Origin of the sequence: Xylanibacter oryzae DSM 17970 (assembly GCF_000585355.1) — a bacterium.
Lineage (GTDB): Bacteria > Bacteroidota > Bacteroidia > Bacteroidales > Bacteroidaceae > Prevotella > Prevotella oryzae.
In genome coordinates this window covers 3,082,174-3,106,881 of the sequence record NZ_KK073873.1, presented here as the reverse complement: position 1 = coordinate 3,106,881, position 24,708 = coordinate 3,082,174, and the positions used below count along the sequence as shown (strand labels likewise).

Here is a 24,708-nt window from a genome sequence, read left to right as displayed (position 1 = left end):
ATCTTGCATTTGGTTAACCAATTATGATGTAAGACGTACTTTAACAATTGTTGTAATCAATTATATTATAATTATTTTCTAATTTCGCTAATATATTCTCTTGGCGACTTTCCAAAACGCTTACGAAAACATTTTCCAAAGTATCCACTGTCCTTGAATCCGGACTTAAATGCAATCTCTGTAATACTGAAATCCGTAGTTCGCATAAGCTCTAATGATTTGTTTATACGATATTCTTTTATAAGGTCTACGGGGGCATACCCTGTCAGACTCTTTACTTTCTTAAAGAAAGCAGAGCGACTCAGTCCTATCGTAGATGATATTAGATCTATATTGAAGTCACTATTGTCTATATTATCTTCTATTACCTGATGTATCTCTTTAATAAACTTTACATCTTTTTGTTCCAGATATTTACTGTATTCATCACTTGCCACATTACCATTGGCTAGCATTGTATCACGGAAAGCGCGACGCTCTTTGAGCAATTGTGTAATACTTGCCAAAAGATAATCTTTACTGAATGGTTTGGTGATATAGGCATTTGCGCCCATGCTTATTGCCTTCGTTTTTGATTCATCATCACCTTTAGCTGTTAATATGATAACAGGAATATGTGATATCTGAAAATCTGTACGTATGCAGTGTAACAGTTCCAGTCCATCCATATTAGGCATCATCTGGTCTGTTATAACTATATCTGGATGATACTTATTCACTTTTAGCAGACCTTCTTTTCCGTCATATGCTACATGCACTTTATATTCACCTTCCAGTTGCAACTTTAACATATCGCACAAGTCATGATTGTCATCTACCAGAAGTATTGCCGGAAGTTCTTTTTCATTGTTACTGGTCTGTTCTAATAGTTCGGGGCCTCTTTCTAAAGTATCGTCTGCAGCCTTCGACATTTCGTTTCCTGATATATAGAAGTCAACTTCTTCACCCGTGAACTTCTCTTTTTCTACTGGTACTTCTACTACAAAACGCACACTTGAATCTGATGAATTCTCAGCATATATATGACCGTGATGCAGGTGCATTATTTCTTTTGATACCGCCAGTCCTATACCTGTGCCCTGATATTTTGCATTCTCATTATTATCAGCTTGAGAAAAACGTTCAAATATCTCAAATAACTTATTTTCAGGGATATGGCTACCGCTATTTTCTATTGTTATCCGGCAAAGTCCTTCACGCTCCGATTCGACAGTAAGCGTTATGATACCATCCTGCGGTGTAAATTTGAAAGCATTTGCTAATATATTACGTACAACTATCTCCAAACGCTCTTCATCTGCCCAAACCATTATATCACCATCAGGCATTTCCAGAGTAAATTTTATATTATGTTCGTCTGCAAGCACTCTGAATTCTTCCATAAAAGCTTCCATCATACCGTGCATACTTACCGACGAGACATGAAGACGCATTTTACCATTCTGTATTTTCCGAAAGTCGAGAATCTGATTTACCAATTGTATCATCTGTGTAGAATTTTTCTCCATCAATGACACATACGATTTACCTTTATCAGATAGTTTTTCTCTTTCTTTCAGTTCTTGAATTGATCCTTGTATAAGTGTAAGAGGTGTACGCAATTCATGTGATATATTAGTAAAAAATCGTATTTTTAGTTCTGCAAGGCGATGACCAATATAGACATCATTACGCATCTTTATCATATATAGAGATAAACGTATAGAACCATATATCAGTCCTAATGATAGGATGGAATAAATGATATATGCCCACCAACTGGCCCACCATGGTGAAAGTATTACTACTTGAAGTGAGCAGCCAGATTTCAATTCAGGATTTGCCCCATCCATAGTCTCTACTTCAAATGTATATTCACCAGAAGGTACATTTGTATAAGATGCTATACGGTTATTCCCATTATAGTGCCAGTCACGATCATAACCTTTCAAGCGATACCTATATGAGATACGGTTCTGATTATTAAAATTAAGAGCGGCAAACTCAATAGTAAACATATTCTGGTTATGACTCAATACGATCTTATCTGTATAGGCAATGTCTTTGTCTATTATCGGATTATCAGTATAACTGCGTATATTTCTATTGTTAACTTCACAATCCACTATATATGTCTTGTAAGTAAGTCCGGATGTTTTAAGACTGTATGGATTAAAGACCAGTATGCCTTGTTTACACCCCATCCATATGGTTCCATTCCTATTATAAAGAGACGCTGTTTCTTCCATTGTCACATCAGGGAATCCATCATACTTGTCGAAGTTGCGCACCCTGTCTGTCTTAGGATTATAGCACGATAATCCTTTATCAGAACCGAACCATAAACGATTATGACTATCAGATACCATTGAGACAACAACATTACTCTGCATTCCCTCTTTTGCGCCCAATGAAGAGAACGAAGGTATGTGGTTGTCTCTATCATAACTGTCTAATCTATTTATTCCGCCACCAAATGCGCACATCCATATATTTGAGGCATTATCCTTATACAAAGCATAGACATCATTGTTAGCAAAAGAAGAAAGGTTCTTCCTGTGGTAAGTCTCAAACCTTATATTATGCACATTCGTAAATTTGCTTTCAAAGCTCATCAGTCCGTCTATCGTTCCTACCCAGATACGTCCACTACGGTCTTCCACCATATTTCGGGCTTCCATGTATTGACCATACTGTGGATAATGAAAGAATCCATTGTATTTATTTTTAAATTCAATATTATCTCCATTTTCTGATATAAGGTTAAGGCCACCATCTAATGTGCATACCCAGATACGACTGTAATCATCCATATATGTCATGTACACATTATTACCGCTTATCGACTTCACATCTTTTGCATCGTGCTTATAATGGATAAATCTGAAACCATCCGGCAATGATTTATCAGTAACAGCCTTAACCAGACCATCACCTTTTGTTGATAGCCATAGATTGTTTTTTCTATCCATCATTATATAGTATACACTACCTATATGGTATTTACTGTAAGAGTACGTCTTCTTTAGATGTCCATTTATGTCAAACACGTAAAGGTCCTTACTTCTTGTACCTACCCAGATATCACCATTCTTCATCTGATAAATTGAGCGTACACCTTTATTTTTATCTGACTCCAAAGGATTAGACGGCAACTTTATCATATGAAACTGTTGCAGAGGAAAATTAAATTTATACACGCCACAGTTGGTAGAAGATAGCCAGAGCAATCCTTCTTTATCCATATAGAGGTTAAAGAATCTTTGATTTGGTGCATCATCAACTATTTGTGGCATCTGTGCTATCGAATGCATACTCCTATCTATACGATCAAAATAGAAAGCCTCACCTGCAGGCGAAAGAAAAAATAGTCCATGACTACCTGCATCTTGTATTTGAGGTTCGCATATCTTACCAAACAGAGTAAAAGGATATCTTGTAGAAGAGTCATGTATAGGGTCGTAACATACAGCCGCCCTATCGTCATCGCAGAACCACAACTTACCATATCTATCTACATATGAAGCTGATATATTGGTACTTAACGAAAGATTTATAAGTCTCCCATTACGATAAGAGCTCTTACCTGCCACTGTTATATATATGTCAGTTGGAGATACAGCTACAATATTCGTTATTTCTTTTTTGGCAGAGAATAATTGTTTTACTTTACCATGCAATGCATCTATAAGATAGACTTTACCGTCTTCGCAACCGGCATATAGTTCATATTTCCCACGTTGATATGCACAAGTAAAGTTCTCTGCTTTTAACGAATTAAGCAGTATTGCCGCAGATGCTTTTCTTATGGTTTTTATTGTATAATCCATCCCCTCCCAACTAATATAGTTGCGAGTTTCTGATATAATGTTTTTTTGAAGTTGAAGACTGAATGGATTAACAGAACCATTCGGTTTTATTAGTCGATGTATTTTAATACTGCCTACTTTATCCGTATATCCAAGTAACAATTCCTTATCTTTCGTAAGAAGCATCACACTCCCATCAGCCGTGCGCTGTATCTTTATTACCTGTATGTTATGTGAGTACGGTTTTATCTCATCATATACAGAACGAAATATTTCAGTTCCTTTATAGAATATGTATAATTTCCAGTCAAGTGTCTTTATCCATATATTACCGTTTGCATCTTCCACCATGCTCTCTATCTTACGTGGCGGCTGATTTGAATTACGGAATATTGCTTTATTATATGTATAAAATTTAGTTCCATCAAAACGACTTAAACCATACCATGTACCAAACCACAGAAATCCATCACGGCTCTTCAAAGAACAGTTTACGATATTGTTAGGCAGACCTCTGTCTTCGCCGTAATGCTCCACTATCATATTTGAATAGTCGGAACCGGTTGCAGCAGACTGCATAGTTATTGCCAATAATAGTATTAGCAGTAGTTGCGTATGGTATCTTCTCATTTGTTAATAGATTTCGATTGCAAACTTACATAAAATAGCGAAAAGAACCGAATTAAATTGAGAGAAAATATACATTCAGAATCTTATTTTATTCCAAAGTCAGCCTGTTGCTGTTCCACTTCTTTAAGTAATTTTGCTTTCTGCTCTTCAGTAAGGACAGTCTTCCTGTATATTTTTTTATCTTGTAAAGTTTCTGTCTCAGAAGTTTTATTCGATTTCGATCCTGTGATATTCTGTTCCAAATAACAGAAAGGAATATCAGACGGAACACTTTCTATTTCTAACTCGGCAGACGAAGGTGCATGTACGCCCTGAAATTCTACCTCGGCTTTTATTTTTATCTTGCCGGCTTTACGGGTTGAACGAATCAAGACGGGAGCAGATCCCCACTCTACAGCTCTTGGATTAGCATTAATGGTGCTGTCGCCTATAATTTCACCCTCACCCTCAACTGTAAAACGTACATTCTCTTTAGCCAGTCTTCGCACATTACCACTATCATCTGTCACTTCGGCCACAACAACAACGAAGTCAGAACCATCGGCTACCAACGACTTGCCTTCTGTATCTGCGTAAAGACGTAGTTTGGTGCTACGCCGTGACGGCATTTTTTTCATTTTGCACACTACCTTACCATCTATGATTCCTTCTGCCACCATATTAACCTTCTGCCAGTTCTTTTTTACATAACTGTAGTCGCGTGACTCGAAGAAATCCCACACATTCTTAAATATTACCGGTTGGTTGGGCATATGTCCATTAGCGTGCACCACCGGCAGCGTCCATGATTTTGCACCATCATAGATAGACAGTCTTACTGAGTCACAGTTGCTGAATACCACTACATCCGGCTCTGAAAATGGAGTCATTTCATGGGCTATATATACCATCGGTCCACTTTCAACAGATGGATTGCTATACGATGCAGGTGATTGACTGCGGAACATATAATATGCATACTTCGTCTGACGGAAAGCATCGTAAATGCCTCCCCAATATGGATCGGGATGGTAGCCTCGCTGGTGATCGAATGGATGCCACAGGCAACCTCCAATAAACTGTCCGTTGGTGCGGAACATTCCATCGCAGGTATTGGCTAACGACAATGCCTGGACCAGTTGAGCACGTTCACCCCAGCTTCTGCTGGCTCTGTTTATAGCGTTATGTGCATACCAATCATCCACATATTCGCCAAATTCTCTAGTGAATATGCATTGTTTGGGTTTATCAGTCTTCTCATCGTCACCGGGCCACCCGTATACCAAGTCATAATTGTCTTTAACTCCTGCAGATGCCACATCTGCAGCAGCTACCGGTCTATATGGATAAGGATATTCATCTTTTGTTATCTGCAATGCCTTTAGTGAGAAATCTTCAGGATAATGTGTCTCATTAAGTATAGGTTCCCACATAAGCACACACGGATGGTTGCGGTCTCTACGTATTATATTACGGGTGTTCTGCTGAACACGCTCTGCGAATTGTGGGTCTTTGTTCCAAAACTGCCAACCTGGGGTAGCTACGATTATAAACATTCCAAGTTCATCACAGGCGTCCATAAATGCGGGATCCTGAGGATAGTGAGCTGTACGTATTATATTAAAACCGGCATTTTTCAGTCGGCGTACATCACGCCACTGTTGACTGTTAGGCAACGCATTACCAACATACGCAAAATCTTGATGACGATTAGCACCAATCAACTGATGATATTTCTCGCCATTCAACCAGAATCCATCTTTTCCTCTGAACTCAAACGAACGAATACCGATCTTTGTCTTTCCTCCATCCACTATAGTCTTACCATCTTTAACTTTAGAAGTCAAGTTATACAAGTAAGGCGTTTCGGGCGACCATAGGTTTGGTTTACTAACATGTATTTTCTGAATAAATGTTTTAGCTTCACCCGGATTGAGTAGTAGTTTGGAAGATGCCTTACCTGCTACCTTATTTGTAGCAGTCATTAATACATTGTCAACAACCACATTCTTTGCTACTCGTTCATTATTTCTAACTTCCGTGTTAACAAATACATCTGCACCTTTTCTTGTTATATTGGCATAATGAACAAACAGTCCACCTCCGGCTACTTTATTCTCATCTTGGGCCTCCGTTATAGAAACCTTTGACTTTGCTATCATCCATACATCCCTATAGATTCCACCATGATATGAGAAATCAAGAGAATACTGTGGCTTACCGGGAGGATAGTTCTTATCATCACTGTTATCGGCCATTACTGCTATCATGCATTTATCACCGGCCTTAACCCCATATTTATCAAGATGCACAATAACAGGCAGATAGCCACCAAAGTGTTCAATGGCAAGTTTGCCATTAACGTAGATTTTCTGTTTACCCATTATGGCCTCGAAATATATCTCTACATCCTTACCGGCAGTCTCTTTTGGCAAAATAAAGTGTTTACGATACCATGCTATTCCCTGATAGTTTCTACCACCACTGGCTTCTGCCGGTTCTAGCTTCACACAATGTGGTGTTGAAACAACATCCCAACTACTATCATCAAGACTTGTCTTCTCTGCTCCGGCCATATCCCCTAAATGGAAACGCCATTCAGAATTGAAATTGTATACAAGTCTACCGGTATTATTTATAGGAAACATACCTGCTATAGATGTTTCTATCTGTGCATTTACTGTTAATGCAATAAACGAAATCAATGCTATTATTATCTTCTTCATAATATTCTACTTATTCCAATCATCAGAACGAAAACTTGATAATGGCAAGTCTTCACAGAACACATCACCATCGGCATAGTTCTTGAATGCATACCTTACAGCGATAGGATTTTTAACCTTATCACTTTTAACCATCATCTTACTGCGATATATCCATGCCTTGGCCGGATAGAATTTCTTATCTGCGCCTGCTACCTCAAAGTTCTTTGATTCAAAACTGCCATGGCAGTTAATCCACATATCGGCTCTTTCAAAAAGTACAGTCACCGTATCGTTATGTATCTCAATATTTTTATAGTAAGGACTTTCTGCCGTTATGCCATTAATGCCATATGTCTTTACCAGAGCCAGACGGGCAAGGCGCTCTCCGGCTACCTGTTTTTTCATCGGGTGTATACCTTTCTCCAGTCCGGCATCCATAAGAACAACCATACCACTATTCTTCAGTCGCAGTTCGGCTCTTGACTGCTGCTCACGCAAGAAAGCAGAATTGATGGTGTCTTGTCCTGCCGATGTTATAATTCCATAATCGTACGGAGCTATCTGACAATAATAGAATGGGAAATCTCCCTGTTTCCATTCCTCACGCCAACCGTTTACCATTTTAGTAAACATATCAGCATAAGTTGAAGCCCTGTTCCAGTTGTCCTCTCCCTGATACCATATCACACCCCGTATCGTCATACCGATGAGTGGATGCAGCATTGCATTATAGAGACCTGTCGGTGTACGGTTTTTCGATTTATTTATATCATCCTGACTCTGTGGTATCTTTGCCGATGGGAACGCTTTCAACCAGTCTGCTTTCATCCAGGCCTCGCAAGCACTGCCGCCCCAGGCCGATACGATCAATCCAACGGGTACATTAAGGTTCTTGTTCAGCATTTTTCCAAAGTAATAGGCTGTTGCACTAAACTCTCTTACTGTTTCCGGACAAGCTTTTTCCCACGTTCCTTCCACATCATATTGTGGCTCTATCGTAGAATTACGTTTTACCGTAAACAGTCTTATATTATCGTTCTTACTATCAAGACAAGCATCATTAGCGCCCTCTACCGGTTGGTTTTTAAATCCTTTCATAGGCATTTCCATATTGCTCTGTCCACTGCACAACCACAGTTCGCCGATAAGTATATTATCCAGACGTTTTTCTTTTCCATCATCAAATGTTATGGTATATGGGCCTCCTGCCTTCGGTGTCTGCACCTGCAACTTCCATGCACCTTTATTATCGGCCGATACCTTATATGTCTTCTTATCCCATCCTGTAACGATCCTTACCTGATGATTGGCATCTGCTGTTCCCCACAGATTACATTCCGTCTGCTGTTGCATCACCATATTATTGCTAAAGAAAGCAGGCAACTTCACTTCAGCATTGGCACTGATACCAACCATAACAGCGATGGCAAGCATTGCATTCATTCGTTTCATCATATTATTGTTTTATCTTTATACCCATTATTCCGGCAGGCAACAAGGCGTCGCCTTTCATCCTGTATTTTGCGTTAGTCCAGATACCTTTATATGGAGGATTACCCATATCCGCGCCACGCAGAGCATTAGCCCAAGTATTAACTACCTCGATTTTTATGTCATTATGCCCCTTTCTCAGAGCCTTTGTGATATCCACCTGATATGGATAGGTCCATGCTATCCCACAGTCCTTACCATTTATCCATACATGTACTACATCCCATACTTTATCAAAACACAACCATTTTCTGCCTGACAGCAGACCGTTATAATCTAATGTAGTAGTATATAGTACATGTCCGCTATAGTATTTTATTCTATTATCGTCTTGCCCGCTCCAGTCAAACAGAGTATCGGTATTCACGATCAATCCATTTTCTTCAAATTTCACTTTCCAAGGCAGTTTACCGAGTTTGATACTCTTGTCTGCTATACATTCTTCTTTCATTTCTGTTACCTCCGTTACAGGAAATATTACGAAAAGAGAACCATGCTCAGGAATAGATACTTTCACTTCTGTCCGTCCATTTACGTCTCTCCATAAAGATGTTTTATACGACTCTCCCGTCACAGCATCATATATATACGGTATACGTCCTGTCTGACGGAATGATGCAGTAAACACCATTGCAGAATCTTTCTGATTAGCTACGAAATAGATATCTTTGTCATCACCCGTACGATGTGTATATGCTATCCCTTGAGGCAAAACGACATCACGTGATAAACCGAGCTTTGAGAAATCGCTATCCATATATGGAAGATGTGGTATTATAACTCCGGCCTTTCTGAAATCTTCTATCTTTGCAGCCACCTCAGGCGATAGTTCCAGGTTATCAGGGTTCATCGGTCTGGCTGTAGGTATCATCAATACATGATATCTTGCGCCACCGGGTAATACGATACATCCATTCTCCACCTTTGCTATTCTTAACAGAGCATCTTTATTAAACGAGTCATATGCATATCCTTGCAAAGGATTTATCCAGTCTTTTGTATCCACGATGTTTGCCGAGTGAGTTACCCCTACAGGACTTTCTTCCATTGGTTCTCCTGTATTTTTCATTCTTTTGTTCTCGGCATCAACACACTTTGCTCCATATATACCGGGCAGCATATTTACCATACGTTCGGGCAGCACAGCCCTTCTAGGCATTTCCTCACCGGTAAACACTGCTATATCTGCAACAGGATTGCCGTATTGTAATAATGTCTGGCATCTTGTAACATAGTCTACTAATGCAGAAGCCTCTCTGAACCATGTCTGGTCGCGCTGAAAGAATAGTCCGATACCATCCAGAGTCATGCCCGGTCGTCTGTCGGTCCAGGGATTATGTGTGTTTACGTGAAAGAACAATTTGTTCATCCCAAGACAGAAGTTACGGTCAAGTAACGGTTTAATCAGTGCTGGAGTCTCATTCCAGACACCTCTTACCTCAGTAAACCCTTCTGCCTGAATGATGTTCTTGCCATATATATGGGCTCCACTTACCGCATCCAACATATCATTGGGCTTGTCGTGAGTAGGACTGTTAAGCCAATATTCGCCCATAGGCAGATCGGCATACTTGTAATGTTCTATCCCGTCGCTCACCATCGTTGGAGCCACACTCTCTGAAGACAACCTACAGCCATATCTGTCTGCACGCACCTTTACCGTTGCGAAAAACACATCATTGATAAGATCATTTATTGTGTTGCGAACATCTCTCAATACTCTCTCGCTCTTTGCGGCACTCTCGATAGGTATGCCTGCCATTACAGGCAGATAGGGTATAAGATCATACCCACGGCGACGGCTAAATTCAGCAGCAAAGTTTCTGCTCCAGTTCTGTGAGCCGCATTCCCAACTGTCCACATGCATAAACTTTATTACATGCGAGTCTGGTCGTTTCATAAACTTATCAAACCATCCGTCTATCTGTTTATTTACAGCTTCGACAGAGAATTTATCACATTCCAGTCCTTTACCACCACCGGCAGTTGCATTGGTCTGTCCGGTAGATGTATGCCCCATTCTCAATATCCGCCATTTACCTTTAGGCAATTTTGTAAGCACCGTATCGCCTTTCATATCCAGTCTGATGATGTCGGCCATTCTGTAACAGTTGGCATCGCTCACCTGCTCTGCTGTCGTACCTTTTGCCACACGCCATACATATCCGGCCTTACCTTCCCATTGGGCTAAACGTGGTGTACTTCGTAATATGATATCCTTTATCTTAAGATTAGGTTTCCATTTTGCCGCATCCAGATCCTCACTACCGGGTTCTGTACCAACAGGAGTCCAGTCAAATCTGAAATATCTTGCCTTTGTAGGTGGTATGGCAAATGTTGTGTTATATCCTGTGTTCTGCCATCCCTGACGTGGAGGCTCCATGTTTTCAATCACCCTATAATGTATGTCATCATCGCTTGCCAAGACAGTTAACCGCTGCGACTGTATATTATTTCCCGGTGAGACAACTTCTATATTACGGCAACAAATAGTATTGCTGTAGTCATACTTTATCCAACAAGGTTTTGACGATTTATAGGTACCGCTTTCATCACGCGTCACTTCGCCTGAAAATGATACAGAAGGCTTAATACCATCAATTGTCTGTTCTCTTACAGGCAGCGCATAACAGGCAATATCCTCATAATATCCATCATAAACCTGTGGCCGATGTACAATAATATTTTTGTGCCTACATACTACGGTATCTGTATATACTACCTTTTGCATTGATTCTTCAGGTTTAATCCACGGTCCACCTGCCAATGCGAAACCGTCACTGACATGAATGCCGAGTTGCAGTCCCAGACTGTCTGCCTCATGCAAGGTATAATCAGTCATATCCCAGAAATTGTCAGTCAGTTGCTGTGCCTTACCTCCATACTCGGGATGCTCCTGCGCCCCACGTATCGGCATGAGATATGCTCCGCCCAGACCAACATTCTTCATGGCCTGCAAGTCTTCCTTTATACCGACCTTTGATACAGCCCCATACATCCAGTACCAAAATGTCCATGGACGTGTATCATCTGCATGCACTGCAATACCTGCTGCAGCACAAAGTATAATCAATATGCTTACAAGACTTTTCCGCATCACTCAAATCTTAATATAAAGTCTGCTTTATAGTTTCCACCGGCCCAATATGGTTGAGCCGAGGGACCGTTTAGATCGGTACAGTTCACCTTATTGCGTACAGCCGGAATCACTCTCAATACGCTTATGCCGCTCTCAGGCAAAGTATATAAGATATGGTCTCTACCGTCACGCGGTTGATACACACCTATATAATTTTTATCAGGATACAAATTCTTAATGTTTATCTTACCTTCTGTGGTTGTAATTTGCATCCAATCCACATCAGCAAAGTAACCCTTGAATTCAGGGTAAGTAAAACTCTCACCCGGTATCGGATCATTATATTCGTTGTGCCAGTATCCATATTGCGGCCCCTGCAGGCGGTTCTGCCATACACGGTATGGTCCATCCCCTACCCAACTCTTACTTTTCACCTTACTCTCAGGATAGTCGAACATCACTCCCATCAGGTCTACTACGCCACCAAAGTTGTATGCAGCGCATACCTTCACATCACCTTTATCATTAAACGTCCAGCAGACACTGTCAAGACTTCCCGTCTTATATTTAGCCGTTAGCACCGGCATGCCATCCTTATCGCTAACATCAAACTTATCGAATGTACCCTGGTCTTTATAAAGCGTATACTGTGTCTTCTTACTTTCAGCTTCCTTGTCATCATGATTATAGAACTGGTCGAAAGAACGGTCAGCCCTACGTGCAGCAATAAACCGGGGTCCATCTGCAAGCGATATATTTCTATCGCCTATCTTCACTCCTTTTATTTCGCCGTTGCTCTTAGAGAAACTGTAAGTGCGGCCGCCAACCTCCACATTAAGAAGGTCCTTATTTTCAGTGTATTTAGCCTTACTCTTTGATTGCTGCATGCAAATAGCATCAGCACAACCTTTCTGATTGCGAATGCTCCATGTGAATATCTCATTACCCCACTTGTCTGCTGCAGATATCTGCAACACATCATATCCTACGCCTGCTGCAGGTATTGTGATAACACCACTCTTACCGGGAGCCACATCGATTGTCTTCAGAGCATCCTCCTTTATAGTAATAATCTTATCATCACCCATCTTAGGCATACTGAGATAACGATAAGACAACTTGCAAGTATTGAGATTCAAAAAGTCATATCTGTTTTCTACAGGGATGGTGATATTACCTTTGCTGTCTGTACCCATTTGTTGACAATCTACAACCAACGGACTCCAAACCTCCTTTATGGTATAATAACTACCCTCTTTCTCATGATGCGGGCCAACGATACCATCAGCAGCATAATTACCGACATTGTCTATCACGCCACCCATATCCACACGTTTCACACCCTCATCGGCAAAGTCCCATAAGAAACCACCGGCACAACGGGGATTGCTACGCATCATCTTCCAGTAGTCAGCCAACCCGGCACCATGCCCTCCGTCGTATAGTCCATGCAAAAACTCTGTAGGCATAAATATCTCAGGTTCACGCATATACTCCTCTGTCTCACCATACGAGCGGTAATGCTTTGTCTCCAGTCCGTTACGGTTTTCCCAAGGGTAAATCACGGTACGTTTCTGTATATCCCATTTTGCAAATTCAGGCTCCAGTTCATAATTGAAGCCACCCTCGTTACCATTATCCCAAAATACGATAGACGGATGATTCACGTCACGGGTCACCATCTCCTCGACCAACTTCTGTCCCACGATAGTCTCATGAGCCCAATGCCATCCGCTAAGTTCGTCAAGTACATACAATCCGAGACTGTCGCAAGCCTCCAGAAATTCAGGATCAGCAGGATAATGGCTCAATCGCACAGCATTCATATTCATGCTTTTGATAAGATTTACATCCTCAATATTCTTGGCCTTACTCAGAGTACGCCCACTCTCAGGTCTGAAACTATGCCTGTTTACGCCCTTGAACATCACCTTCACACCATTCACGTACACACCATCGTGCGGACGAACCTCTATCGTTCTGAAACCGAACTTGCTACGCTCACGATGCAACACACGGCCATCCTTATCAGTCAGTTCGAACACCGCTGTATACAGATTAGGAGTCTCGGCAGTCCACAACTTAGGAGCTTTCACATCCAGATCCACCCGGGCCATATCACTGCCACGTGCGTCGGTCACACTTTCAGCCACCGTCTTACCCCCAGCATCCTGTATTGTAGTCTTCACTTTCGCTCCTTCCACGGCACGGTTCAGATAGCAGTCGGCCACAAACTGTCCATTCATGCCCGCATTGATAGCTACACGACTTATATTCAGAGCAGGCTTAGCCACCATAAACACAGGCCTTATAATACCCCCAAAGTTCCAGTAGTCAGCCCTTCTCTCTGCCATATTCACCTGTTCGTTGGCACTTTCCTTACTTACAGTTACTTCCAGACGATTCTTCTTATTACCAAAAAACACACGGTCAGACACATCATAAGCGAATCTGTAGAATCCACCCTGGTGTACAGTCCCCGCCTTACGTCCGTTGATCGTAACCTCTGCATCAGTCATTGCCGCCTCGAATACCAACATCACCTGCTTCCCGGTCCAGTTTGCAGGAAGATTAAATTCATACTTATATATACCCTTCTCGTCTGCGATGCCCTCAGGGTGAGGCTTGCCATAAAACTTCATACCATACTGATACGTGCCGAATCCCTGCAGTTCCCAGCACGACGGCACACCTATCTTAGTCCACTTCCCGGCATTACTGCCCCCGGTGCAATAGAAGTCCCACTGTACCATATCATCACAACCATGTCCTGAAAGATATCGCCTTTGAGTTTCCACACCGCTCTGAGCAAAAGCCATAGAGGTGAGAAACAATAAAAATATATAAGTTGTAAATTTTTTCATATCATTACCTAATTGAGTTACTCTTATAGTATAAGACTAACAATCACCGATTTTGTCTATAACGAAATCGGATAATAATAAGAAAATCCACTATCCCAACTTTTTCAAGAACCTCTCTTTGTCAACAACGAATCTTACATGTTCGCCCTGACCTATCATATTCTCTCCGTCCTTTGCCATTACATCGAATGTAAGTTTACGGCCGTCAACTGCTACCAGCGTAGCTGTCACTGTGATTTCAGCACCAATAGCCGAGGGGCGCACATGCGTAGTATTTATCATGCTGCCAACAGTTGTTTCGCCATCATCCAGAAGTTCAGCAACGGCATTCATAGCGGTATTCTCCATCATTGCCACCATAGCAGGCGTAGCCAGCACAAGCATATCGCCAGAACCCATCATCTTAGCTGTAATGGTTTCGTTTACTGTAAATGTCTTTGTATACTCAAGTCTTTTTTCTGTTTGTTTCATAATTAATGTTTTGATATATGGCATGAATAAATTCTAGAATATGATTAAATAAAGCGATATATTACGCCTTTATCGAGCCCCTTATGTTTTAGTATTTCAGTATGGCTGCAAAGATACAAAAAATGATTTATTCTGCCTAAACAGACATAATATTTGTTTATATATTTGCACTGGGATATCAATATTCCACAGACTACACCCTGACTGTGAATTGCCCCCTTAAAGTTGGACAAAAAATATTCAGTGTTCACTTCAGATAAAATTCCCCCCTTTAAAAGGTTTAAACGGCTGCCCCAGATGAGCAGGGTATGTGATGAAAATGCCCGAAAAAAGTTAAACACCACATCAAAGGATAACAAAGTCCATCCACTTATTCATAGTTTATACAAATACTATATACAATGGCATATGTGTATAACTGACTTATTGTTGGTTGATTAAAATTATTATTAACCATGCGAAAATTATCAAACAGAAATACTATGGTTTATTTGTAAAGTGACTGCAAGGACAGATGGTGTAAAGAACAAACTCACAAGAAAATTTGGTGAATTCACAAAATACAAGTATATTTGCACTGTAAATAAATAAACATATAAAACATACGGCTATCTCCGTAATTATTAAGACATATAAAAAGAAAAACAATAGGGATTCTCATTAGATATTGAGAATTCTTTTTTATTAATATAAATTATGATAATCCGTAATATTTCCTACAGGAATATTTGAATGAGTTCTGTTACAAATTAAATAGAAAGTATTTTAGCGAAAGGCTTTTTGACAGGTTATTACTTATATCGGTAACTTATGAAACAAATTTTAAAACACCGCATTTACAACCATGACTATAGAATATGATGCGGATTATCATTATATAGGATTACAAAAAAATATCTTCTCATGAGATTACTACATATATATATATCACTTGTCACCATGACTTCTAGTGTCGCATTGTATGCGCAGTCTGGCGATACATTGAAAGACGAACGCTTTTCCCTGCACGGGCAAGTAACGGTAATATCGCAATATAAGCCCTCTTTTCATGCCACCTATTCAGGAGCAAACAGCCTCGTCTCTGAAGCAGAAACAGAACGTTCACTGACGACAACCCTCTTTTTGGGTGTCAAATTATGGAATGGGGGTGGCTTCTTTATGAGTCCCGAAATATCCGGCGGATCAGGATTGAGCAGCTCTTTGGGAGTAGGTTCATCTACTAACGGCGAAGCATACAGGGTAGATAGTCCGGCGCCTTCTTTTGAGTTGGGACGATTGTATTTCACCCAAATCATTCCATTGAGTAAGCAGCGTACTTACCAATGCGATGATATCAATAAATTAGGCGGAACAATTCCTACCGAATACCTAGCTTTGACAATAGGTAAGATCTGTGTGTCAGATATTTTTGATGCAAACCAATATAGTCATGATCCAAGAACTCAATTTATGAGTTGGGGAATTATGAACAATGGCGCTTGGGATTTTGCAGCAAACACCAAGGGCTATACTCCTAGTGTGGTGATAGAGTGGATTAGACCTCACGACGCATTACGTTATGGCATTTCGTTGCTTCCTAAAGTTGCCAATGGAATGGAAATGAATTGGCACATTCTAAAGTCTAGTTCCAATTCTATCGAATACACTCACCGTTATTCATTAGAGGGAAGAAAAGGAGCTATCAGATTGTTTTCCTTTATCAATTGGGCCAACATGGGAAATTACGAAGAAAGTCTGAAGTTGAATCCTTCTTCTCCCAATTTATATGAGACCGAAAAGTCCGGTAGAGTGAAATACGGTTTTGGTGTCAATGTAGAACAAGAAATGAATGACTTTATAGGAGTGTTTTTCAGAGCCGGATGGAACGACGGGCGCAATGAAACATGGGCCTTTACCGAAATAGACCGTACGGTGAGTCTCGGAGTTTCTGGCAATGGTAGTAAATGGAATCGCAAAGCCGATACGTTTGGGGTTGCGCATGTCGTTTCAGGATTGTCTGCTTCGCACCGTGATTATCTAAAGGCCGGTGGTAAGGGTTTCGAATTGGGTGATGGCGGTTTGAATTACGGCTTGGAGAATCTTTCAGAACTTTATTATTCTTTTGCCCTAAAAGATAATTTATTTCTATCGGGAGCATATCAGTTCATTATCAATCCTGGATATAATAGAAACAGAGGACCTGTGAACGTGTTGAGTTTAAGAATTCATGCCGTTTTTTAGCATCCTGCTTCAGTAGAATACTTATACGTTACAGGCGGTCAGCAATGGCCGTCTGCTTTTGTATTATATGGATGGTGCAAATTCATATGGATAACACCAATCTTCCCATTTTGAAAAAGATACCATGCTAAAATGAAACGATCTGTTTTTCGGGTATTGGTCATCAAAAATATTTTCCAATAGCATTATTGCCTTTGTGAGGGGCTTATAGCATTATTTTCACAGGGCCGGTACACTTCTATCTGGAGTGGAACGCCTTTTGCCTTTTATGATGAAGAGGGCTACAAGTGGTTGTATAAACCGTGATGTCCCTTCTTATAAATAGATCGTTTAAAAATATAACATGATGAATCAAATTAGTGAAAGAACAATGAAATCAACCGGTGCCACACTGCTGGGATTGGTACTTATGATTCCATCATTATGTGAAGCTCAGGAGCAGGTTCCTGTTACTTTGACTACAAAGGCAGATGTAGTCAGTTCTTATGTCTGGCGTGGCATGTACGAGTCGGGGCTGTCGGTGCAGCCTACCTTGAGTGCAGCCACCGGCAACTTTTCGCTCACGGCGTGGGGAAGTGTAGATATCTCGGGCAAAGGATACAAAGAGACTGACTTTACCTTTGCTTACACCATCAAGAGAGCTACTCTTTCGTTGACCGATTATTGGTGGGGTGGTGAATCCGGAATATACAATAGCAGAAAAGACGGCAACAACAATTATTTTCAGTTCAACAATCATTGCACCGATCATATTCTGGAAGCTGGAATATCGTATCAGTTACCTCTTCAGAAATGTCCATTGAGCCTTTCGTGGTATACCATGTTTTGGGGAAACGATAAAAAGAGCAATAGTAATAGTGCCACTGTGAATGCGTATTCTTCATACGCAGAAATTAGCGCCCCATTTGAAGTTCAAAACACCTCTCTGTTGTTTTCTTTGGGATTCAGTCCTTTCGAGTCTCCAAGTAACTATAAGAATGCGGGGTTTGCCGTTACAAATATTTCGATGAGAGCATCCCGGAATATTAGAATAACCGATAAATATTCATTGCCGATATTCGCTCAACTTGTATTGAATCCCAATAGAGAAGATGTGCATTTTGTGTTCGGCATTACGTTGCAGTAAGTTCTGTCTAAAAACGGACGATAACATCAAAAAAACTACGAATATGTTAGGAGCTATATTAGGATTTACTTTATGCTGTTTCATTGATGCAGTATGCTTGGGATACAGACCAAAATGGTATTACAAGATAAGAAGTAAAATGCGTAAGAGCTAACAAAAAACTTGATGGATAATTGGAAAGAAAAAGGAACACGCAAAAAATGCGTGTTCCTTTTTCTGACAAGTCAGTCCCTTACTATTCCCTTGATGTGATTATATCCGTGGAAAATTTCCATGCTACTTACGATAATACGATGGCAGCTATTCTTAAACCGTTAAATATTAGTAATAGTCACACGATTTATCCGTAAATATTTTACGGTAGTAATATTTTTCTGTAACTTTGCAATACAAAAAATAGTATTGATTACATACTCATCATATCATGTTAACAAAATTTGCTGTTAAGAATTATCGCGGTTTCGCAAATAAGATCGAGTGGGACTTATCTCATCCGAGCAGTTATTCATTCAATCAGAATGCCATCAAAGATGGAGTTGTAAAGAATGGTATTGTTTACGGTCCTAATGGGTCAGGTAAGAGTAATTTCTGTTTGGCAATTTTTGATATAGCCAATCATCTTTCCCACAAATGGAAGAAGCCTGACTACTATGTGAATTATGCATCGGCTTATGGTTATCAGCAGCCTGTAGAATTTGAGTATACATTCAAGTTTGGCGAGGACACTGTGTCGTATAACTATTCGAAGGTAACAAAGGAACTGAAAGGTGAATTAGTAAGTGAGAATTTGTTGTTAAATGGGAAAGAGCTACTTTATAAGGATACAGACACCCTTCGATTGGCAGATGATTTTGTATTGACAGATGCTGCTATCGAGAACTTGAAGGGTAGTGCAAATAATATCTCTATAGTGAACTATCTGCTTGGTGCGGTTCCTCTGGCAAAGGATCATGCCCTACTGAAGCTTAGTGCTTTTGTAGAGAACATGCTGTTTTTCAGAAGTCTTGATAATCGTGAATTCATAGGACTAAAAGAGGGAGGCAGCAACATTGAAGAGTATATTATCAATAATAATTATGTTGATGATTTTGCCACTTTTTTAGATGAAACAAGCCACCAGAAGTTTACATTTGCAAAGCCTGTACAGGGTGAGAAGACGATCTTCTGTATGATTGGTGATGTTAAGATACCATTTCTCCTGGTTGCTTCAACAGGTACACTGAATCTGGAGTTGCAATATTTTTGGTTGAAAGAGATGGTGAATGCTCCATTCGTCTTTATTGATGAGTTTGATGCTTTTTACCATCACGAGTTGTCGTATGCTATCTGTGAACGTTTGTTCAAGAGCGAAAATCAAGTCTTTGTGACTACCCATGATACATTCTTACTCTCGAATGACCTTCTTCGTCCTGATTGTTTCTTTATACTGAAAGATAATAATATCAATGCTATTTGTGATTTGACAGATAAGGAGTTGCGTTTCGGACATAACTTAGAGAAATTGTATCGAGGGGGTACATTTGGCCTATGATTCTTTTTGTGTTTGAAGGTGGCAAGACCGAACCGGCAGTCTTTGATTCGATTAAGAGCCTCTTGCTATCGGGCGAAGAGCTATGTATCGTAAATTGCAGACATGATCTACCAACGCTTTATTCCAATCTGAAGGAGAATGGCTATGACTTATTTCGATCATTGCCTTTTGAAGAGAATGGAATAGATATACCAGAAGACAAACGCTTGGATACCCTGTTCTCTCAGATATTCCTGTTTTTCGACTATGATTTTCAAAATCGAATCGGTTTGGAGAAGCTCAATGCCATATTGGATGAAATGCTGGATTTTTTTGATGACGAAACGGATAATGGTAAGTTATATATCAACTATCCTATGGTGGAATCTTTGAAATACACCAAGGAATTGCCGGATGAAAATTATTGGCAGTATGTTGCAACCCGACAGGAATGTGTGGATCATAAGTTTAAAGGCAAAGCAGAGCGGTTTGCTTATGCAAATGCAAAAGCCTATCGATTTATCGATCTTTCAAAAACCGATAAAACAAATGTTGTAGAAAACTGGAAGATGCTCAAACATCAGAATGTGTGTAAGGCTAATTATCTCGTGTCAGGTTGTAATACGATGCCACAAGAAAAATCTACAATTAACCAGGCAGCAATTTTCAAGGAACAAAAGACGAAATATGTGGATGTAAATGAGAGTGTAGCAATTCTGAATTCTTTCCCTATTTTTATCTATGAGTATTTGAAATAATAAAGTATAGGACAATTATGGAAATATTCAAAGACGTAATATCAGGCGATAAGCTCGTATTGATAGATTTCTTTACCAACGGTCCTACTTATCCCTATACCATCGTACGTGAATATATTCATTCTGACGGTGTACCACAGAAACGCATGGGCTACCTTCAAGATTACTCATTCACCTTTTTGGGGATGATGAGAAGTGGAACGTAACAGAAGATAACCATAATACCATTTAATTATAAATGTTTATGCCATCATCTTCATAAAATCACAAAAGCCTAGATGCATAAACTGGTAATATACGGCAATATTTTCTTCTGTATCGATTTTCAACACCTTCATTAACTCAACAGCAAACTCCAGTGATGCTGTACCATTAGCAGTCACAACACCTTTATCGCTAACGGCCTGAACGTTCTGATACCCAGCAGCGTTCGTATAGTTATCCCCGCCCCAGCGTTTCAATTCGTCAAGTCCATTCCCTGTATGCTTTATATTATTAAGAAAGCCATTCTGTGCCAGAAAAGAAGCACCATTGCAGATACCACCTACTATTATGCCTTTCGAAATAGCGTCTTTCACAATAGGTGCAACTCGCTTAGCTTCATCCGTCATCCAACTAAATCCTCCTATAAGAATAAGGGCAGCATAATCTTCTGGCATATTATCAAAAGAATAGTCTGGCATCGTATTAAAACCACCGCAAGAACGGACCAAATCCATCGTCGGTGCAACAACTTTTGTTACATATTTGGGATTCGCTTTCTTTCCAAACTTATCACAATTGATTGAACCGGAAATATAAGCTGGTTCATAATCAGCGTAATCGTTCAACAGAACGAATAAAACTTCATTTTTCATTATCTTTAAATCTTTTACCTAATATCCACAAGCGGATAGACTAATATTTTTTATAAGTTTCTGGGCCACATTTATTTACCCGGAATTTTGTCATGCCAAGAAATTCACTTAATTTAGTGTTGCAAACAAACAAAGTAAAAACTATAAAATGGCATGACAAAAGTACTAATTAAATCTGACAAAATCACTCTTTCTGGAGGCATATTTTCAATTATCGACCATTTTAACCGCAATATGACCTCAATTATTGACAAGACATTGGGGCTTTTCGGTTATCAATATAGCGAGATTATTTGTTCTCTGATGAGTGTGTATTTCTGTACCGGGAAAATGGATAAGGACAAAAAGACATAAGGGTGTTTTGTACCATAGCTAAACAAAATTCACGAAAAAAATTCTATGGGTAATCTGAAATCTAACTTCTTTTGCAAAATATAAACTATATTATGAGGTTGCGGATTTTAGGATAAATAAAAAGAGTATATCATTAATAAGTATTTTTATAATTAAATGTACTGTTGGGGCATATTAATTTTGAATCTACATTACAAGATAATTTATTACCTTTGTACTTGCATTTGCGTAAGTATTTGCATTATTCAAAATTAGCTCAGACACCTTTGATATTTAAATAGACACAAATAATGAGTTGAGTTTGAACCCACAACTAGGGCGTATACTTAATGATATATTTGTGTTAGTTAAGAGTAACCATCAAGGGTAATGTCATGTCTACGCCCTATTCGTTACATACATATATGATATGTACGCGTACATATCAAGACCCACCTATGTATGTAATGTAATTTCATTTTAATAAATTCGCATTAAATATTGTAAATATAATGCTATACGCAGATACAATGATTGTATTTTGTACATTAATTTATACACATAATATTTGTATCTTTTATGATTTTTTTGTACCTTTGCATTTATAAAACTTAAACATACAATGGATCCTATAGGAAATAATCAAACCAAAGTTCTAACAAACGAAGAGAGTGTTAATCACTTTATGATGCTATGGCGTGTTTTTCTGCCACCCGACGAAAGCAAAGTAGAACTATTCAAAGACCTTATCACAAAACTTTTCGAAGATGAGGTGATAAAAGGTTTTATGAAAGACGATAAATTCATTATATTACCAAACTTTGAAATACTAGAAAGAAATCATTTTTATAATCTTGTTTACAATGTGTATTCTAAATTTTTTCAAGAAAGCTTGTCAATTAACAGTTTTGAGAAGGTGGCATCAAGTATCTTCTTCTATAACGGGAAAACGAGTAAAACAGTTTACAGAAATATTTGTAAGCACAATAATAGCAAACCTCCCAAGCCCTATATAAAATTTTTTGAGAAAACCAAATAAAAATGGTGGTCATTTTATGCCCAAAAAGGCATAAGATGACCACTTTTTTTGTTTGGCGAGGCTTTGTTTTATGAGTACCTTTGCAATGTAGAAACAACGTCGTTTCTATGCAAACTTAAAGCCAATGAAAAATAATTTCATCAGTGGATAATCATTCCGCAGCATATTGGTTGCTGCCGATAAAGCGAATGACAGATCCGGTCCTCCCACCTTCGGGTGGGGGGAATTCTAACTACAAGAATTTCTCAGGTGAAAACTTTAAACCGCCACAAGTTATTATCAACGTTTTTATCAATATCAATAGTTAACCGCAAGGCGATATTGCTCAATGGTTAATTGATATAAGTCTTTATTTTAGTGATATCTGACAGGGTGCGTGGAAGTACGGAACTTCTTCGTACGGCCACCGCTCTGTCTTTTTTTTAACACAAATCAAAATGGATAAATTGGATATTCATCAATTACTATCAGAACATTTTATGTTGTCTGAATTCATCAGGTCGCATACAGCGGATAACCTGCACATCAACAACACCCCGGATGAGGGTATCATCGAAAATCTTAGAAAACTATGCACCTGCATATTGGAGCCTACACGTATCATGCTGAAAGAGTCTATCATAGTGACTTCAGGTTATCGCTGTAAGTTGCTCAACAAGCGTGTGGGCGGTGCAGGCAAGAGTCAGCACCTGTCGGGCAAGGCTGCCGACCTGCATATACGCAGCAAGGAGTATGCCGTGAAACTGTGGCAGATACTAATGACCAACAATCATGTAGACCAGTTGCTATGGGAGCACGACCACCGTGGCAGTGAGTGGATACACGTGAGCTACTCAGACCACCCAAGGCACTTTATAGACCAGAACTTCAAGGCAAACGCCACAATAAATAAAACACTAGATTAAGTATATCAAATCAAAAATAATAAAGAGTATGAAAAAGAAAAGATCAGGCTACATTCAGATAAGTCGCAAACTTATGGAAAGCAAAGGAGTATACGAACTAAGACGCGCCGAAAAGGCAGAGGGCCTAGGTGTATTTATGATGATAGTTTTCGAACTGGCAAAGTATGAAGACGCTATCGGTAATGAAGAAACCCTGCTGATAATATCAATGCTGGCACACAAGAAGAAATCGTACGTATGGCATATCATCAAAGACTTCGGACTTTTTGATGTAGAGGGCGAACATTTCCAGTGCCGACTGCTACAAAAAACATTCAATATTGAGACCATTCTTGGTGACACGCCGTCCGGTGGTGAATCAACGGTGAATGAACGGCCACTCAATGGTGAATCAACGACGCTCTATAAGGTACGCGCAGAGGCGCGCAGATCTCAGATACAAAATACAAGAATACAAAATACAAAGAATATTGGTACTGGTGTACCAATAAGAACCACTACCAGCACCACAGATTTTCATGAATTAATAGAAGATATTTTCCGTTCACCGGATTGGCTTGAGAAGATAGAACAGCGAATGGCTCTTTGCATATGCTCCAACAAAATGATCAGAGAATTTGTAAAACGCAGTTTTATTGATGAGATAGAGATGAACGGATGTTACGATGACGGCGAACCGTTTACCATATCACGTGCCAAGCGCTACTTCGTGAACTGGATACGTCCGGGCAAGGCTCCACGTGAGGAACTGAACAAGAAGATTAACAATATGCTCCGCTTCAATGTAGAGCAGGCTAAGAGAAAGGCCGGCAAACCGTTTGACGGCTACGGCACGATAGATTCGAAGGGGCGGCGCAGAGGGCCACACGGTGAGATTGTACCGATGGATGCACCTGCCTGTATGGACGACATGATGGAATGGAACAACAAAACGCAATGCTGGGAGTAGG

Annotated in this window: 15 protein-coding genes and 1 pseudogene; 9 read left to right on the top strand and 7 right to left on the bottom strand. The window is 39.8% G+C overall.

Going from position 1 to position 24,708, the window contains the following annotated elements; genetic code table 11:
* Positions 1-71: 71 nt before the first annotated feature.
* The 6 genes from XYLOR_RS12445 to XYLOR_RS12420 all read right to left on the bottom strand — a co-directional run bounded on the left by XYLOR_RS12445 (position 72) and on the right by XYLOR_RS12420 (position 15,010).
* A complete protein-coding gene (locus tag XYLOR_RS12445; protein WP_036880109.1) occupies positions 72-4,418 on the bottom strand; it encodes a hybrid sensor histidine kinase/response regulator transcription factor in 4,347 nt (1,448 codons plus the stop codon).
* Positions 4,419-4,501: 83 nt separating this feature from the next.
* The gene (locus XYLOR_RS12440; RefSeq protein ID WP_036880106.1) at positions 4,502-7,123 is read right to left on the bottom strand and encodes a glycoside hydrolase family 2 protein; all 2,622 of its coding nucleotides are present in this window, start codon (positions 7,121-7,123) and stop codon (positions 4,502-4,504) included.
* A gap of 6 nt (positions 7,124-7,129) precedes the next feature.
* The gene (locus XYLOR_RS12435) at positions 7,130-8,557 is read right to left on the bottom strand and encodes a sialate O-acetylesterase (RefSeq protein WP_084608662.1); all 1,428 of its coding nucleotides are present in this window, start codon (positions 8,555-8,557) and stop codon (positions 7,130-7,132) included.
* Between the two features lie 4 nt (positions 8,558-8,561).
* Positions 8,562-11,693: a glycosyl hydrolase gene (locus tag XYLOR_RS12430; protein WP_051509005.1), complete on the bottom strand. Its 3,132-nt coding sequence runs from the start codon at positions 11,691-11,693 to the stop codon at positions 8,562-8,564.
* A complete protein-coding gene (locus XYLOR_RS12425) occupies positions 11,693-14,539 on the bottom strand; it encodes a glycoside hydrolase family 2 protein (RefSeq protein WP_036880102.1) in 2,847 nt (948 codons plus the stop codon). Before XYLOR_RS12425 ends, XYLOR_RS12430 begins: the two co-directional genes overlap by 1 nt.
* 90 nt (positions 14,540-14,629) lie before the next feature.
* Positions 14,630-15,010 (bottom strand): thioesterase family protein, encoded by a 381-nt coding sequence (locus XYLOR_RS12420; protein WP_036881108.1) that lies wholly within the window; start codon positions 15,008-15,010, stop codon positions 14,630-14,632.
* Between the two features lie 903 nt (positions 15,011-15,913).
* Here XYLOR_RS12420 and XYLOR_RS12415 point away from each other — a divergent pair.
* The 5 genes from XYLOR_RS12415 (at position 15,914) to XYLOR_RS12395 (ending at position 20,830) form a co-directional block, all read left to right on the top strand.
* Positions 15,914-17,230: a carbohydrate porin gene (locus XYLOR_RS12415; protein ID WP_036880099.1), complete on the top strand. Its 1,317-nt coding sequence runs from the start codon at positions 15,914-15,916 to the stop codon at positions 17,228-17,230.
* A 343-nt stretch (positions 17,231-17,573) separates the two neighbouring features.
* A complete protein-coding gene (locus XYLOR_RS12410; protein WP_245602013.1) occupies positions 17,574-18,356 on the top strand; it encodes a hypothetical protein in 783 nt (260 codons plus the stop codon).
* A 424-nt stretch (positions 18,357-18,780) separates the two neighbouring features.
* Positions 18,781-19,887 carry an AAA family ATPase gene (locus XYLOR_RS12405; protein ID WP_036880097.1) on the top strand — a complete coding sequence of 369 codons (1,107 nt, stop codon included), beginning with the start codon at positions 18,781-18,783 and terminating at the stop codon, positions 19,885-19,887.
* On the top strand, positions 19,884-20,624 hold the full coding sequence (locus tag XYLOR_RS12400; RefSeq protein WP_036880094.1) for a hypothetical protein: 741 nt from the start codon (positions 19,884-19,886) through the stop codon (positions 20,622-20,624). Before XYLOR_RS12405 ends, XYLOR_RS12400 begins: the two co-directional genes overlap by 4 nt.
* Before the next feature lie 17 nt (positions 20,625-20,641).
* Entirely contained in the window at positions 20,642-20,830 is a 189-nt protein-coding gene (locus XYLOR_RS12395; protein WP_036880092.1) for a hypothetical protein, read from the top strand.
* A 36-nt stretch (positions 20,831-20,866) separates the two neighbouring features.
* Here XYLOR_RS12395 and XYLOR_RS12390 read toward each other — a convergent pair whose 3' ends face one another.
* A complete protein-coding gene (locus tag XYLOR_RS12390; RefSeq protein ID WP_036880088.1) occupies positions 20,867-21,481 on the bottom strand; it encodes a DJ-1/PfpI family protein in 615 nt (204 codons plus the stop codon).
* A 153-nt stretch (positions 21,482-21,634) separates the two neighbouring features.
* On the opposite strand from XYLOR_RS12390, the pseudogene XYLOR_RS12385 reads away from it, so the two are divergent.
* The 4 genes and pseudogenes from XYLOR_RS12385 to XYLOR_RS12370 form a co-directional block, all read left to right on the top strand.
* Positions 21,635-21,823: pseudogene (locus tag XYLOR_RS12385) on the top strand (IS1380 family transposase); the annotation flags it as partial.
* A gap of 613 nt (positions 21,824-22,436) precedes the next feature.
* Complete coding sequence (locus XYLOR_RS12380; protein WP_036880081.1) at positions 22,437-22,853, top strand: hypothetical protein; 417 nt, start codon at positions 22,437-22,439, stop codon at positions 22,851-22,853.
* A gap of 437 nt (positions 22,854-23,290) precedes the next feature.
* The gene (locus XYLOR_RS13705; RefSeq protein ID WP_084608617.1) at positions 23,291-23,758 is read left to right on the top strand and encodes a D-Ala-D-Ala carboxypeptidase family metallohydrolase; all 468 of its coding nucleotides are present in this window, start codon (positions 23,291-23,293) and stop codon (positions 23,756-23,758) included.
* Between the two features lie 28 nt (positions 23,759-23,786).
* A complete protein-coding gene (locus XYLOR_RS12370; RefSeq protein ID WP_036877655.1) occupies positions 23,787-24,707 on the top strand; it encodes a DUF4373 domain-containing protein in 921 nt (306 codons plus the stop codon).
* Position 24,708: the final 1 nt, after the last annotated feature.